Source organism: Nocardioides zeae (genome assembly GCF_030818655.1).
Lineage (GTDB): Bacteria > Actinomycetota > Actinomycetes > Propionibacteriales > Nocardioidaceae > Nocardioides > Nocardioides zeae_A.
This window is the reverse complement of the sequence record NZ_JAUTAN010000001.1, coordinates 3993853-4009474: the sequence shown is the minus strand read 5'-3', so window position 1 is coordinate 4009474 and position 15622 is coordinate 3993853. Positions and strand designations below refer to the sequence as shown.

At 73.5% G+C, this 15622-nt stretch carries 10 protein-coding genes and 1 pseudogene; 4 read left to right on the top strand and 7 right to left on the bottom strand.

Annotation, left to right across the window (positions count from 1 at the left end; genetic code table 11):
* Positions 1–21 precede the first annotated feature (21 nt).
* Positions 22–1293: an ArsA family ATPase gene (locus QE405_RS18975; protein ID WP_373459499.1), complete on the top strand. Its 1272-nt coding sequence runs from the start codon at positions 22–24 to the stop codon at positions 1291–1293.
* Positions 1294–1309: 16 nt separating this feature from the next.
* Here the strand turns inward: QE405_RS18975 and QE405_RS18970 are convergent, their stop codons facing one another.
* On the bottom strand, positions 1310–1594 hold the full coding sequence (locus QE405_RS18970; protein ID WP_307205937.1) for a WhiB family transcriptional regulator: 285 nt from the start codon (positions 1592–1594) through the stop codon (positions 1310–1312).
* 348 nt (positions 1595–1942) lie between these two features.
* On the opposite strand from QE405_RS18970, the gene QE405_RS18965 reads away from it, so the two are divergent.
* Both QE405_RS18965 and QE405_RS18960 read left to right on the top strand, forming a co-directional pair.
* The gene (locus tag QE405_RS18965; RefSeq protein WP_307204176.1) at positions 1943–4318 is read left to right on the top strand and encodes a transglycosylase domain-containing protein; all 2376 of its coding nucleotides are present in this window, start codon (positions 1943–1945) and stop codon (positions 4316–4318) included.
* A 279-nt stretch (positions 4319–4597) separates the two neighbouring features.
* Positions 4598–5092, top strand: a complete 495-nt coding sequence (locus tag QE405_RS18960; RefSeq protein WP_307204174.1) for a septum formation family protein — start codon at positions 4598–4600, stop codon at positions 5090–5092.
* Between the two features lie 104 nt (positions 5093–5196).
* On the opposite strand, the gene purM is transcribed toward QE405_RS18960, so the two are convergent.
* Both purM and purF read right to left on the bottom strand, forming a co-directional pair.
* Positions 5197–6276 carry a phosphoribosylformylglycinamidine cyclo-ligase gene (gene purM / locus QE405_RS18955; RefSeq protein WP_307204172.1) on the bottom strand — a complete coding sequence of 360 codons (1080 nt, stop codon included), beginning with the start codon at positions 6274–6276 and terminating at the stop codon, positions 5197–5199.
* A gap of 197 nt (positions 6277–6473) precedes the next feature.
* Positions 6474–7934: pseudogene (purF, locus tag QE405_RS18950) on the bottom strand (amidophosphoribosyltransferase); the annotation flags it as partial.
* Between the two features lie 174 nt (positions 7935–8108).
* Here purF and QE405_RS18945 point away from each other — a divergent pair.
* Positions 8109–9953, top strand: coding sequence for a GAF domain-containing sensor histidine kinase (locus QE405_RS18945; protein WP_307204171.1), 1845 nt, complete (start codon positions 8109–8111; stop codon positions 9951–9953).
* An 18-nt stretch (positions 9954–9971) separates the two neighbouring features.
* Here the strand turns inward: QE405_RS18945 and QE405_RS18940 are convergent, their stop codons facing one another.
* The 4 genes from QE405_RS18940 to QE405_RS18925 all read right to left on the bottom strand — a co-directional run bounded on the left by QE405_RS18940 (position 9972) and on the right by QE405_RS18925 (position 15597).
* Positions 9972–10448: a (2Fe-2S)-binding protein gene (locus QE405_RS18940; protein WP_307204170.1), complete on the bottom strand. Its 477-nt coding sequence runs from the start codon at positions 10446–10448 to the stop codon at positions 9972–9974.
* A gap of 31 nt (positions 10449–10479) precedes the next feature.
* Complete coding sequence (locus QE405_RS18935; RefSeq protein WP_307204169.1) at positions 10480–12837, bottom strand: molybdopterin cofactor-binding domain-containing protein; 2358 nt, start codon at positions 12835–12837, stop codon at positions 10480–10482.
* 172 nt (positions 12838–13009) lie between these two features.
* Positions 13010–14206 (bottom strand): PucR family transcriptional regulator, encoded by a 1197-nt coding sequence (locus QE405_RS18930; protein WP_307204168.1) that lies wholly within the window; start codon positions 14204–14206, stop codon positions 13010–13012.
* Positions 14207–14208: 2 nt separating this feature from the next.
* Positions 14209–15597: a dipeptidase gene (locus tag QE405_RS18925; RefSeq protein WP_307204167.1), complete on the bottom strand. Its 1389-nt coding sequence runs from the start codon at positions 15595–15597 to the stop codon at positions 14209–14211.
* Between the last annotated feature and the right edge of the window lie 25 nt (positions 15598–15622).

Below are 15622 nucleotides of genomic sequence, written 5' to 3'. Positions count from 1 at the left end.
CCTGCGGCGACAGGGGATGGCATGACGGTCAGCAGCACGCCCGGTGGCGGGGCGGCGGAGCGGCTCGGGAGCCACCGGCGCAGCAGCCACCGCGTCGGCCGGCTGGCGGGCGACGCGGCGGAGGTCGCGCCCCACCTCGACCTCGACGCCCTCATCGACGACCGCGGGACGGGCATCGTCGTGTGCTGCGGGTCCGGCGGCGTCGGGAAGACCACGACGGCGGCGGCCCTCGCGATGCGGGCGGCGGAGCGCGGGCGGAAGGTCGTCGTGCTCACCATCGACCCGGCCCGGCGGCTCGCGCAGTCGATGGGCATCGAGGAGCTCGACAACACCCCGCGGCCCGTCGTCGGGATCGACCCGGCCGGCGGCGGCTCGCTCGACGCGATGATGCTCGACATGAAGTCGACCTTCGACGAGGTCGTCGAGAGCCAGGCCAGCCCCGAGAAGGCGCGGGCGATCCTGGACAACCCGTTCTACGTCGCGCTGTCGAGCTCGTTCGCGGGCACGCAGGAATACATGGCGATGGAGAAGCTCGGCCAGATCCACCGGCAGGCGAAGGTGGACGGCACCTACGACCTCATCGTCGTCGACACCCCGCCGTCCCGGTCGGCGCTCGACTTCCTCGACGCCCCGGAACGGCTCTCGAGCTTCCTCGACGGACGCTTCATCAAGCTGCTGCTCGCGCCGGCGAAGGGCCCCGCGAAGGTGCTCGGGATGGGGTTCGGCCTCATCACCGGCGCCCTGACGAAGGTGCTGGGCGCGCAGGTGCTCACCGACCTGCAGACGTTCGTGGCGGCGTTCGACACCGTCTTCGGCGGGTTCCGGCAGCGGGCCCAGCAGACCTACGCCCTGCTCCAGGACGCCCAGACCGCCTTCGTGGTGGTGGCCGCGCCCGAGCGGGACGCGTTGCGCGAGGCGGCCTACTTCGTCGAGCGGCTCGCCGACGACCGGATGCCGCTGGCCGGTCTCGTCGTGAACCGCGCACACCCGCAGCCCCCGGTCGACCTCGGCGCGGAGGAGGCCGTCGCCGCCGCGCGCTGGCTGGCGCGGAACGCGGAGACCGAGGGGGACCCGGGGGGTACGGCGCTGCACGACCCCGCCCTCGCCGAGGGCCTGCTGCGGCTGCACGCCGACCACGTGCGCATCACGGAGCGGGAGGGCGAGCTGCGCCGACGCTTCGCCGCGACGCACCCGGAGGTGGCGACCGCCGTGGTGCCGGCGCTCGCCAGCGACGTGCACGACCTCGACGGGCTCCGCCGCGTCGGCGAGCTGCTGGCCGTCGGCCGGGTCTGAGCCCGGCGTCAGGTCGTCAGACGGCGGCGGTGGCGGCGTGCTGGGCGCGGGCGCTCTGCAGCACCTCGCGCCACGACTCCTCGGGGCGGCGACGCAGGAGCGCACGGCGCTCCCGCTCGGTCATGCCGCCCCAGACGCCCCACTCGATCTGGTTGTCGAGGGCCTCGGCGAGGCACTCGGTGCGCACGGGGCAGCCCTGGCACATCTGCTTGACCTTGTTCTGCTCGGCGCCCCGCACGAAGAGCTCGTCGGGCGTCGTCTTGCGGCAGATCGCCTCGTTCGTCCAGTCCTCGACCCACATGTGATGTCCCCAGATCATCCGGAGGATCCGCAGCCCCACGCCGCTCGCCCTCACTTCTCCAACCCAACACGGAGAAAGGTAAAGAAAGGCTGAGGAGATTCACAGACCCGCACGGCTCACATCACGTAGTCCTAAATGACTAGGACGTCCCGTACCGGACCACGGGACTCACCCGTGCGGGCGAGCCGGGCGGGGGGCCCGCCGTCTGCGCCGTCGGGGGTCGTCGCGGACGCGACCCTTCACAGGTTCACCCCGTACCCTTCTGCACCATGGCCTCCTCTGATCCCGAGCGCCTCACGGCTGCCCGCGTCGTCAAGCACCTGCTGGTGATGGTGGCGGGCGTCGGTCGTGCTGGGCGTCGTCGCCTCGGGCCTCGCGCTCCCCTTCGCCGGGCTCCTCGGCGTGGGCGCGCGGAACGTCTCCGAGAGCGTGAAGGAGCTCCCCGCCGAGCTCGAGACCACTCCGCTGCCCCAGCGCAGCCGCATCCTCGACGCGAACGGAGCCCTCGTGGCGACGTTGTACGACGAGAACCGCGTCAACGTGCCCCTGACCCAGGTGGCGCCGGTGATGCGCGAGGCCATCATCTCGATCGAGGACTACCGCTACTACGAGCACGGCGCCCTCGACATCAAGGGCACCCTGCGCGCGTTCGTCATCAACCAGGCCTCCTCCGGCGTGGTCCAGGGCGGATCGTCCATCACCCAGCAGATGGTGAAGCTGACGCTGATCCAGCAGGCGGGCGACGACGAGGAGGCCCGGCGGGCGGCGACCGCGGAGACGGTGGCGCGCAAGATCCAGGAGCTGCGCTACGCCATCGCGATCGAGAACACCTACTCCAAGGACTGGATCCTGGAGCGCTACCTCAACCTCGCCTACTTCGGCAACGGTGCCTACGGCATCCAGTCCGCGGCGAAGACCTACTTCGGCGTGGACGCGGCCGACCTGACGCTGCCGCAGGCCGCGCTCTTGGCCGGGCTCGTGCAGAACCCGGTGGGCCTCGACCCGACGGTCAACCCCGACCGCGCCCTGCAGCGCCGCAACGTCGTCATCGACCGCATGGCACAGCTCAGCGTCATCGACGACGCCCAGCAGCAGGAGGCCCGCAGCAGCGACCTCGGTGTCAACGTCGCGGCCCCGTCCAACGGCTGCGTCTCCTCGGCGGCGGCGTTCTACTGCGACTACGTCCTGCGCTACCTCGTGGCCGACCCCGCTCTCGGCGAGTCGGAGGCCGACCGTCGCGCACTGCTCTACGAGGGCGGCCTGACCATCCGCACGCCGCTGCGCCTGCCGTTCCAGGCGGCGGCCGACGAGGCCGTCTCCGAGACGGTCGACCCCACCGACAACGCCATCGGCGCGCTCGCCATGGTCGAGCCGGGCACGGGCTACGTCCGCGCCGTCGCGCAGTCGCGCCCCATGGGTCGCGACGTGGACGCCGGCCAGACCTACCTCAACTACACGGTGCCCGAGCGCCTCGGCGACGCCAACGGCTTCCAGGCCGGCTCGACGTTCAAGACGTTCGTGCTCGCCGCCGCGCTGGAGCAGGGGATCCCGGTCTCCTGGGGCATCAACTCCCCGGAGCAGGTGCGGCTGCGGGAGTCGACCTTCAAGGACTGCGACGACGAGCCCTACGGCGGCTCGACGATCTGGGACCCCTCCAACTCGACGAGCTCGGGCTACATGACGATGACGACGGGCACGCGCCTGTCGGTCAACACGTTCTACGCCCAGCTCGAGCAGCGCACCGGCCTCTGCGAGCCGTTCGAGCTCGCCCGGTCGATGGGCGTCGAGCTCAACAACCCGACCGGCACCGAGGAGCCCGGCCGCGGCGCCGAGCGTATCCCCTCCTTCGTGCTCGGCGTGGCGGACGTCAGCCCCATCGAGATGGCCGAGGCCTACGCGACGTTCGCCGCCCGCGGCCAGCACTGCGACGCCCTGCCGGTGCAGCGCATCCTCGACTCGGCGGGCAACGTGCTCAAGGACTACCTGCCGACCTGCGACCAGGTGATCCAGCCGGAGACGGCCGACGCGGTCAACGAGATCCTCTCCGGCGTCCTCGGCTCCGGCGGCTTCGCCTCCGCGCAGAACCTCGGCATCGACAACGCCGGCAAGACCGGAACGACGCAGAACGGCCGCTCGGTGTGGTTCGCGGGCTACACCCCGAACCTCTCGACCGCGGCCATGATCGCGGGCGCCAACAGCTCGGGCTCGCCCATCCCGCTGTCCGGCCAGCGCGTCGGCGGTCGCACGTTCTACAACGTGTCCGCCTCCGGGTACGTCGCCCCCATGTGGGGTGACGCCATGCGCGGCGTGCGGGACGAGCTCGCCGGCGACGACTTCGAGCAGTTCAGCGCCTCAGCGCTGCGCGACGCCGTCGGTCCGCCCGACCCGCAGGGCTTCCTCGGCCTCGGCGGCGGTGGCCGCGAGCGCAGCAGCGGTACGTCGCGGGGCTCCACCACCAACGAGACCCGCGCGCGCGAGCCGGAGACGACCGCGCCCGAGCCGGCCGACCCCGCACCCGGCGCCGGAGCCGGTGGCGGTGGTGGCGGCGACGCCGGTCCTGGTGACGGCGCCGGTCCTGGTGCCGGTGGTGCTGGCGGCGGTCCTGGTGCGGGTGGTGACGGTGGTGCTGGCGGCGGTGCTGGCGGTGGTGCTGGCGGTGGCGCCGGTGGCGCCGGTGGCGCCGGGCCCGGCGGCGGCAACGGACCCGGCGGCGACGGGGGCTGACCCCGCGCCGTACGGACGACACGAGCGCCCGCTCTCCGCACGGAGGGCGGGCGCTCGTGCGTCGGGGGGCCTGGTCCGCCCGGGCGCCGGAACTGTGCGGCTGGGGCGCGCCTGGTCCGGGCGGAGCTGCTCCGAGGTCCCAGTTCTGGGCGGTCACGCGAGCGTGTGAGCCATCCCTCGCCACGTCACTCAGGGAATTCTCAGCACCGGGGACGCGGCTTCGCTAGGTTCACCCTCCGTGTGCTGCCGACCGGTCGCGCACGACGGGAAGGGAACCACGTGAACAACACCATGGCCCGCCGCGTGCTCGCGGCTGGTTTCGCGCTCGCCGCCGCCACCACGCTCGCCGCCTGCGGGGAGGACGAGGCCGAGGCCGAGCGCGACGGCGCCAGCGACGAGATCACCAGTGCCGGCACGCAGGACGCGTTCGCGCTCAAGGTGGGCGACTGCTTCGACGAGCCCGACGGCACCGAGTTCGAGGACGTCGCCGCCGTTCCGTGCGCCGAGACCCATGAGGCGGAGATCTACCACCAGTTCGATCTCGAGGACGGCGACTTCCCGGGTCAGGACGCCATCGACAACGAGGCCATCGAGGAGTGCGGACCGGCGTTCGAGGACTTCGCGCAGATCGCCTACGACGACTCGCTCCTGGACTGGTACCCGCTGACCCCGACCCAGGGCTCGTGGGACGGTCTCGACGACCGCACCGTCCAGTGCGTCATCTACGACACCGAGGGCCCCGTCGAGGGCACCCTCGAGGGCGCTGCGCGCTGATCGCACGCCCGCTCCGGGCCACCCCGGGAACAGCACGAGCGCCCGTCCTCCTCGCGGAGGGCGGGCGCTCGTGGTGCGGAGGGGGGACGGGCGGCCCCGCGGGCTCACCAGCCCGGGTGCTGCCCCACCAGGTTGACGGAGCCGGCGCGCTCGCCGTCGGCCAGCGCGCGCACCTCGCCGGCGACCCAGGCCTCGACGCCGGTCTCGGCGAGGATCGCCAGGGCGGCGTCGACCGAGCCCGGGTCGGTGAGGGCGACCATGCCGACGCCGCAGTTGAGCGTGGCCTCGACGTCGGCCTGGGCGACGTCGCCCGCCTGCCGCACGACGTCGAAGACGGGCAGCGGGGTCCAGGTGCCGCGGTCGATGGTGACGGTCAGCTCGGCCGGCACGACGCGTTCGAGGTTGGCGGCCAGGCCGCCGCCGGTCACGTGGGCCATCGCGTGCGTCGCCGTCTCGCGCGCGAGCCGCAGGGACGGCTTGGTGTAGAGCTTCGTCGGGGTCAGCAGCTCCTCGCCGAGGGTGCGGCCGAGCTCGTCGACGTGGCGGTCGAGGCTCCAGCCGGCACCGGCCTCGGACAGCAGCACGTGGCGCACGAGCGAGTAGCCGTTGGAGTGCACGCCGGACGACTTCATGGCGATGACGACGTCACCGGGACGCACGCGGCCGGGGCCGAGCATCTGCTCCGCCTCCACGACGCCGGTGGTGGCTCCCGCGACGTCGTAGTCGTCGGGGCCCAGCAGGCCCGGGTGCTCCGCGATCTCGCCGCCCACGAGCGCGCAGCCCGCCTCGACGCACGCCTCGGCGATGCCCTTGACGATGGCGGCGATCCGCTCGGGCACGACGCGGCCGGTCGCGATGTAGTCCGTCATGAAGAGCGGCTCGGCGCCGCACACCACGAGGTCGTCGACGACCATGCCGACGAGGTCGAAACCGATCGTGTCGTGCTTGTCGAACGCCTGGGCGATCGCGACCTTCGTGCCGACGCCGTCGGTCGACGTGGCCAGCACCGGACGGTCGTAGGCCTTGAGCGCGCTCGCGTCGAAGAGGCCGGCGAAGCCGCCGAGGCCGCCGATGACCTCGGGACGACGGGACTTCTCGACCCAGCCCTTCATCAGGTCGATCGCGCGGTCCGCGGCCTCGATGGAGACGCCGGCGGCGGCGTACGCGTTCTCGGGCTGGTTCACGTGGCTTGCTCCCAGGGGTCTGCGGGGTGGTTCGGGCGGGACGGGTGCGGGGGTACGGCGCGGGTCAGGGCCGCTGCAGCGCGTCGGCCGCGCCGCTCCCGGCCAGGGACGCGGCGAGGCCGTCGACGTCGGTCGTGCGCACGACGGGGGCCGTCGCGCCCGACCTCGAGCACGTCCTTGCCCAGGTGCTCGGGCGTGGGAAGCGGGATCGGGTAGACGCCGTCGAAGCAAGCGCGGCACAGGTTCTGCTTCGGCACGTCGGTCGCGTCGACGAGCTCGTCGAGGTCGATGTAGCCCAGCGAGTCGGCGTCGATGGAGCGGCAGATCTCGTCCACCGACAGCCCGTTGCCGATGAGCTCGGCCCGGGTGGCGAAGTCGATGCCGTAGAAGCAGGGCCACTTCACCGGCGGCGAGGAGATCCGGACGTGCACCTCGCGCGCGCCCGCCTCGCGCAGCATGCGCACGAGCGCCCGCTGCGTGTTGCCGCGCACGATGGAGTCGTCGACCACCACGAGGCGCTTGCCCTCGATGACGTCGCGCAGCGGGTTGAGCTTCAGCCGGATGCCCAGCTGCCGGATGGTCTGCGAGGGCTGGATGAAGGTGCGGCCCACGTAGGAGTTCTTCACGAGACCGGTGCCGTACGGGATGCCCGAGGCCTCGGCGTACCCGATCGCCGACGGCGTGCCCGACTCGGGGACCGGGATCACGAGGTCGGCGTCGACGGGGAACTGCTTGGCGAGGCGACGGCCGATCTCGACGCGCACGCTGTGCATGCGCTTGCCGGTCATGATCGTGTCGGGGCGCGCCAGGTAGACGAACTCGAACAGGCAGTGCTTCGGCTCGGGCTGCGCGAAGGTGCGGGTGCGCAGGCCGTCGGCGTCGATCGCGACGAGCTCGCCCGGGTCGATCTCGCGGATGAACGAGGCGCCGACGATGTCGAGCGCCGCGGTCTCGGAGGCGACGACCCAGCCGCGCTCGAGCCGACCCAGCACCAGGGGGCGGATGCCCTGGGGGTCGCGGGCCGCGTACAGCGTGTTCTCCGTCATCCAGACGAAGGAGAAGGCGCCCTTGACCTGCGGGAGCAGCTCGACGGCGCGCTCCTCGACCGTGGTGTCGGGGTGGTCGGCGAGCAGCGCGGTGACGACGCTCGTGTCGTTGGTGGAGCCGACCTGCTCGGGCCGGTGCACCTTGAGGTCGAGCTCGCCGTCGAGGACGCTGCGGTCGCGCACCATCGCCGCGAGGTCGGCCGTGTTGGTGAGGTTGCCGTTGTGGGCGAGCGCGATGGAGCCGTGCGCCGTCGGGTGGAACGTGGGCTGCGCGTTGTGCCACGTGCTCGCGCCGGTCGTCGAGTAGCGCGAGTGGCCGATCGCGAGGTGGCCCTGCAGCGCGTCGAGGGTGGACTCGTCGAAGACCTGGGAGACGAGGCCCATGTCCTTGTAGACGAGGATCTGCCGGCCGTTGCTGACCGCGATGCCGGCGGACTCCTGGCCGCGGTGCTGCAGCGCGTAGAGCCCGTAGTAGGTCAGCTTGGCCACGTCCTCGCCCGGCGCCCAGACGCCGAAGACGCCGCACGCGTCCTGGGGTCCCTGGTCCTGCGGGTCGAGAGCTGCGGTGAGCCGCCCGTCGCCGCCCTTGCGTGTGCTCGCGGAGTTCGCCACCGGGCCATGGTACGGCGAACGGTGACTGGTGATCGACCACGCGCGGATCGGGCTCCTCACACCCCTGACCCTCCCGCCGCGTCACCTTTCCGGGCGATCGACCACGGGGATTGGGATCCCGGGCTACTGTCGGGACACTTGCGTGACTCGGGACCGGCTTGGGGGAGGGGACCCGTGACGACAGCACCGACGAACGTGCACGGGTCCGGCGGCCCTGCGGTCCCCCGCACTCCCGCCGACGTGGTCGACGCCAGCATCACCGCGGCGCTCCTGCACGGTGTGGCGGGGCGGTACGCCGAGGCGATCGACGTGCTCGCCCGTGGCGCCGGCGACGTGGCGGGGTTCGGGGTGGTCGCCCTCGCGATGCGCCGCGAGTCCGGTGACCACGAGTTCGTCAGCTTCGTCGGCGACGAGGAGGGCCGCGCGATGGTGCTGGGCAAGCACCTCCCGGCGGCGGCCCTGGTCGAGCAGACCGAGGAGGCCGACGCGTGGGGCCCCCTGCGCTTCCTGCCCGCCGAGCGCGCGACGCCCACCGAGCTCTCCTGGACCCCCGACCTCGCGAAGGTCGACCACCCCGACGCCTGGGACCCCGACGACTGGTTCTCCGCGCTCCTGCTGCGGGCCGACGGGGAGCTGACCGGCGTGCTCACCCTCGACGTGCCCTTCGACGGCCTCCGTCCCGACGCCGACACGCGCGCCCGCCTGGCCGACTACGTCCAGCGCACCGCGGCGGTGCTCGAGAACCTCGACCAGCGGCACCGCGTCGAGCAGCAGCTCGCGCTGGCGGCCGCCTCCCGCGAGGTCATCCGTCGCGCGGACCCCCGCCAGGGCGCCCGTGCGGTCGTCGAGGCCTGCGCGCCCGCCCTCGTCGACGCCCTCGGGGCCGACGCCGCGTGGTTCCACGTCGTCGACGGCCCCTCCGTCATCGCGCACCGCGACTCCCCCGACGACCGCCGGGTCGTCCTCGAGGAGGCCGTCACCACGCCCGAGGAGCTCCGGCTCCTCACCCGGGTGACCCGGCACCTGTGGTCGCACCAGGAGCTGCTCATGCGCAGCCTCTTCTCGCGGCCCCACCCCGGGATCTCCGACGCCGACCTCGCGGCCGTCGACGCCTGGCTCGAGCGGAAGGACGTGACCACGGTGCTCGTCGTCCCGCTCGGCACCCGCGACGAGCCCCTCGGCACGGTGGTGCTCGCCCGGAGCGGCCCGCAGCGCGACTGGAGCGACATCGAGGAGCGGGCGGCCCGCGACCTGGGCGACGACCTGGGCGACGCCCTCCACACCGCGGCGGTGTTCGCCGAGAAGCGGGCGATGGTGGGCTACAAGGAACAGCTCATCGCGACCGTCGCCCATGAGCTGAAGAACCCCATCACCGCGGTGCTCGGCAACCTCGACGTGCTCGCGGAGCTCATCGCGCCCACCCCGCCGCTCGACGCGTCCCGCCGGGCCGCCGAGCGGATGGGCGCGCTCGTCGACGACCTGCTGGCCCTGTCGGAGGCCGACGGCCCTCAGGCCGTGCCGACCGCACCGGCCAGGTTCGACGAGGCGGTCGTCGAGACCGTCGAGATGCTCCGCACGGTGGCGGCGGCCAAGGAGCAGACGCTCGTCGTCGCCGTGCCCTCCGACCCCGTGCCCGTGCTCGTGCCCCGCGGCGGGCTCGACCGCGTGCTCGGCAACCTGGTGGGCAACGCGATCAAGTACACGCCCGAGGGCGGCACCGTCGTGGTCGACCTCGAGGTCGCGCCCGCCGTCGGGGACAGCCCGGCGACAGCCGTCCTGCGGGTCGTGGACACCGGCATCGGCATCGCGGAGGAGGACCTCGGACGCGTCTTCAACGCATTCGTGCGCTCCGCCGACCCCGTCGCGCGTCGCGAGACCGGGACGGGGCTGGGCCTCGCGATCGTCGCCCGCACCGTGCAGCGCGCCGGTGGCAGCGTGCACGTCGACTCGGTCCACGGCGAGGGCAGCACCTTCACCGCGACGCTGCCCCTGGCGACCCCATCGGTCCCGCGCGGCTGAGACCCGCGGCGTACGGCGTCACATGCGGCTCTCGCCGTCCACGATGGCCTCGCGGATGCGCGTGTAGGTGCCGCAGCGGCAGATGTTGCGGATGCCGTCGAGGTCGGCGTCCGTGATGGTGCGGCCCTCGCGCCGGGCCTTGCTGACGAGCGCCACCGCGGCCATCACCTGACCCGGCTGGCAGTAGCCGCACTGGGCGACGTCGTGCTCGAGCCACGCCTCCTGCATGGGGTGCAGCTCGGCGCCCACCGTGGCGGGCAGCCCCTCGATGGTGGTGACCTCGTCGTCGGCACCGAGGTCGCCGACACGGACGGCGCAGGGGTTGAAGGCGCGTCCGTTGACGTGCGAGGTGCACGCCTTGCAGACGTTGATGCCGCAGCCGTACTTGGGGCCGGTGACCCCGAGCAGGTCGCGCAGCACCCACAGCACGCGCACGTCGTCCTCGACGTCGACGGTCACGGTCTCGCCGTTGAGACGGAAGGTCTGGGTGGGCACGGGTACTCCTCGCGGGACGGTTCGGTGGGGATCAGTAGGTGAGCCGCAGGCCGTTGGTCGGCGACGGCGGGATCGGCGGGACGAACGGCTTCGGCTCGAACGCCAGCGGCTCGCGGTGGTTGATCGGGAAGTGGGTGGGCGTCGTGCCCGTGGCCCGGGCGTAGGCGCAGGCGACGGCCGCGAAGGTCGCGGCGACGCCGGCCTCGCCGGCCCCGCCCGGCTGCGGGCTGTCCGAGGGCATGACGTGGACCTCGACCTGGGGCGGCGTGTTCCACTGCCGCGTGTAGAAGTAGTTGTCCCAGCTGGCCTCGAGGAAGTGGCCGTCCCGCAGGTGGAGGCTCGACGTGAGGGCCAGGGCGATGCCGTCGTTGATGCCGCCCTGCATCTGCGCCTCGAGCCCGCGCGGGTTGATGACCAGACCGGCGTCGACGGCGAAGACGACCTTCGTGACCCGCGGCCCGGTGACGGCGTCGCGCACCTCGCGCCCGACGGTCTCCGGTCGGCAGTCGATCTCGACGAGGCAGGCAGTGGCGCCCTTGTACTCCTTGTGGATCGCGATGCCCTGGGCCGTGCCGGGCTCCATCGCGCGCCCCCAGCCGCCCTCCTCGGCGACCTTGTCGAGCACCGCGGCGACGCGGGGGCTGCGGGCGTGGGAGCGCCGGAACTCGTAGGGGTCCTTGCTCACGGTGGCGGCGATCCGGTCGACCACCAGCTCGGAGGCGGCGCGCACGTCGGGCGAGTAGATGTTGCGCATCGACCCGGTGTTGAAGCGCTGGTCCACCTCCATCAGCGTCTGCACGACGGCGCCGAAGTCGTAGGGCACCTCCTGCGTGAGCAGGAAGACCGTCTCGCTGAAGCCGAGGTTCCCGAGCCCGGTGGGGAGGTCCGCGGCGAACGCGGTGAGGGCGTCGCCCAGGCCGTGCCGGAAGTCGGTCTCGATGCTGGTCAGGGACTGCTGGAAGGCGACGACCTCGTCGCCGACCAGCACGGTGCGGATCCGGGAGGTGCACATGGGGTGCACCCGCCCGGCGCGGGCGTCGTCGGCGCGGTGCCACATCAGCTTCACCGGCACGCCCATCGCCTTGCTGATCCGCGCCGCCTCGAGCGCGCCGTCGAAGAAGAGCCGACGCCCGAACGACCCGCCGCCCTGCACGACGTTGACCGTCACCTCGTCCACCGGCAGGCCCACCGCCTCGGCGATCGCCGCCTGGGCGACGACGGGCGACTTGAGCGCCGACCAGATCTCGGCGCGGTCGGACCGCACGTCCGCGACGGCCGAGTTGGTGTCCATGGGCGAGTTGCTGCGGAAGTAGAACGTCACGTCGTGGTTGATGGTCCGCGCCAGCAGCGGCAGGCTCGGCAGCCTCGGGAGCGGCAGCTGCGAGGCCTGCAGGCCCCGGAGCACCGTCTCGTCGGACTCACCCGCGACCGGACCGTCCGCCCACTGCGCCTCGACGGCCCGCACGGCGTCGATGCACTGGCCGAAGGTCCGCGCCCGGATGGCGACACCGAAGTCCAGCTCGGCGACGTGGCTGACCCCCGGCATGCCCCGCACGGCGTCCAGGTTGTCGACCGACCGCAGCGTGCCGTTCAGGGTGGGCGCGCGGCACACCATCGTCGGCCAGGCGTTCTCGACCTGCAGGTCGGTCGCGTACTGCTTGCGGCCCGTGACCGCGTCCCGGGCGTCGACCCTGTTCTGCGGCGTGCCGACGACCCGCCCCGCCGGGCGGTCGGGCAGCTGCACCTCGACCGCGCGGTCCTGGGTGACCGCGGCGTCGACCGTGAGCTCGGCGTAGGTCACCTGCCGGCCGTCCGGGGCCTCGACGATCCCGCCGGCCTTCGTGACCAGCTGGTCGACGTTGTCGCCGAGCAGGCGGGCGGCGGCGTCGAGCAGTGCGCCCCGGGCGACCGCGGCGGCGACGCGGACGGGCGTGTAGGTCGAGATGGTCGTGTTCGACCCGCCGGTGAGTTGGTTGAAGAGCAGCTCGGGCCGGGCCGGTGCCAGCGAGACCCGCACCTTCTCCAGGGGGAGGTCGAGCTCCTCGGCGATGATCATCGCCGTCGAGGTCGTGATGCCCTGGCCCACCTCGGCGCGCGGCAGCGCGAACGACGCGCCGCCGTCGTCGTCGATCGTGATCGTGACGAGCTGGCTCGTCGGCAGCGCGATGTGGGTGAGGAAGTCGTTGAGGTCGTAGATCTCCGCCGGCTGCGGCACCGTCGGGATGCCGTCCGCCGCGGCGGGCGGCGCCTCGAGGAACGGCGCGGCCGCCACGAGCGTCGCGCCCCCCAGCACGAAGCCGAGGAAGCCACGGCGTCCGATGGTCCCTTCCGTCGCTGCTGCCTGGTCCTGCCCGAGACCGGTCGCGCCGGTCGGACCTGTGATGGTCACGTTGCCTCCGAGAGCGTCGTCCGGTCGCGCCGTCCGGCGCGCCCGGGTCGTCACTCCCTCCCTGTATCCACGGTCACACCGCCGACGCGTCCACCCAACCCGCACGTGCCCACCATGTGGTGCGCGTCACTGTGCGGTCTGCACAAGCAGCCGTGCGACCCGCAGCGTCGCGTCAGTCGACGACGCCGAGCCGGTACGCCGCGAGCGCGAGCGACAGCTCGGCCGGCGGTGCGCCCTCGCCGAGCCGCCCGTCGGTGAGCCGGTGCACGCGGCGGAGCCGGTTGAGCACCGTGTTGCGGTGGCAGGGCAGCGCCCGCGCGGTGGCGGTCGGCGAGCCCCCGGAGCGCACCCACGCCTCCAGCGTGTCGAGGAGCGCCCGCGACTCGTCGGCGGGCAGCGCGAGGAGCGGTGCGAGCCAGTGCCGGGCGAGGCGTCCGGCGATCGCGGGCGCCGCCAGCACGAGGGCGTCGGGCAGCGCATCGTCGAAGGCGACCACCGCCAGGCGCCGCGCCGCGGCGATGCGCTGCGCCGCCACCGCCTGGTTGAACGCCTCCTCCACGTGCCCCAGTCCCGCGGCGACGCCGGACACCCCCGTCGCTCCGACGTCCGCCGTCTCCAGAGCGGGGCACAGGGCGTCGACCGACCCCGCGGGGGCCTGGACCACGCCGACGAGGCCGACCGCGCGCCGTACCCAGCTCGAGTGGTGACCCGCCACCCGCAGGTGCGTCTCGGCACGGCGACCCGCCTCCGGCGGCGCGCCGGACGGCGCGACGACCACGACGCACGGCCCCGGCGCCAGGTCGAGCACGCGGGCGGCCTCGGCCGCGAAGGCCGCGTCGGCGCCGCGGCCGGCGAGAAGGTCCTCCCAGAGGGCGGTACGGCGCTGCTCGTGCACGCGGATCGAGGAGGCCTCGGCCTGGTGGTACGCCGCGGCCACCGCCGCCGAGGTGCTGTCCACCACCGCCCACAGCGCCGTGCCCAGCTCGCGCGTCTCCCGGGCCTCGAGGATGCCGTCGGCCTGGTCGAGCAGGTCGTCCCAGATGAGACGGCCGCCCATGCGGAACGAACGCAGCACGTCGTCGAGGGGCAGGCCCTGCTCGGCGCGGCGGCGACCGGTAGCGCGGGCCGCGTCGTACCGGTCCACCGAGGGCCCGCGACCGTCCGGTGCGAGACCGAGCTCCACGGCGAGCAGCTGCAGCACCCGCGCGACGTTGTCGACGCAGGAGGCCCGCAGGTCCTCGACGGGGACGACCGGCAGGTCGACGTAACCGGCGTTCTCCGCGCGGATGGTGGCGACCAGCAGGTCCGCCAGCGGACCCACCCGGTCGGCGCGGTGCCGCTCGAGCAGGTCCGCCGCGGCGGGGCGCACGGTCAGGCCCGGGCGCTCGCGGACGGGGTCGTCGAGGGAGCCAGGCGCTCCAGCAGGAGCGTCTCCGCGAGCAGCACGCGCTCGAACTCGGCGAGGTGGAGCCCCTCGTTCGCGCCGTGGGCGCGGGTGTCCGGGTCCTCGACGCCGGTGACGAGCACCGCCGCCTGCGGGAACGCCTCGAGGAACTCGGCGATGAACGGGATCGAGCCGCCGACGCCCATGTCGACCGGCGCGGTGCCGTCCCACGCGTCGGTGAAGGCACCCCGCGCGACGTCGTAGACCGGCCCGGTGGCGTCGATCTGGGTCGCCTCGCCCGTGTCGACGAGCGTCACCGTGAGCTGGGCGCCCCACGGGACGTGGGCCTCGAGGTGGGCGCGGAGGGCGGCGAGGGCGCGCTCGGCGCTGTCGCCGGGGGCGATGCGCATCGAGATCTTGGCCCGGGCGGCGGGCACGAGGGTGTTGGACGCGCCGTCCACCTTCGGGGCGTCCAGGCCGGTGATGCTGAGCGCCGGCTTGGTCCACAGGCGCTCGACCGCCGAGCCCGTGCCGATCAGCTCGACGCCGGGTGCGACGCCGGACTCGGCACGGAGCCGGTCCTCGGGGTAGTCCACGTCGGCGGCCGGGCCCGCGTGGAGGCCCGCGACCGCGACGTCCCCCGCGTCGTCGTGGAGCGAGGCGACGAGGCGGGACAGCGTGATGAGGGCGTCGGGGACGAGACCGCCCCACATGCCCGAGTGGACCGCGTGCGTCAGCGTGCGCACCTCGACGTCGACCCGGACGAGCCCGCGGAGGCTCGTCGTGAGGGCCGGGACGCCGATGTCCCAGTTCGTGGAGTCGGCGATGACGATGACATCGGCGGCGAGGTCGTCGTGGTGGGCCGCCAGCAGGGCCGGGAGCGTGTCGGACCCGACCTCCTCCTCGCCCTCGACGAAGACCGTGACGCCGACCCCGAGGTCGTCGCCGAGCGCGCGGATCGCGCCGAGGTGGGCGGCGATGCCGGCCTTGTCGTCGGCGGCGCCGCGGCCGAAGAGGCGCGGACCGCCGGGCGAGTCCGCCTCGGTCGGCTCCCACGGTGGCGTCGCCCAGTCGGCGTGCTCGCCCTCCGGCTGCACGTCGTGGTGGGCGTAGAGCAGCACCGTCGGTGCGCCCGCGGGCGCCGGGCGGGACGCGATGACCGCGGGGGCACCGCCCTCGGCGGACACGACCCGGGTCGCCAGGCCCTCCGCCTCCAGGAGGGCGGCGACGGCGGCCGCGCTGCGCCGTACGTCCTCGGCGCGCGCCGGTTCCGCGCTCACCGACGGGATCCGCACGAGGTCCTCGAGGTCGGCGCGGACACCCGGCAGGACGTCCGCGACCCGCTGGCGCAGCTGGTCGAGAGTGAGGTCGCTCATGGGTCGACCCTACTGAGGCCGGAGC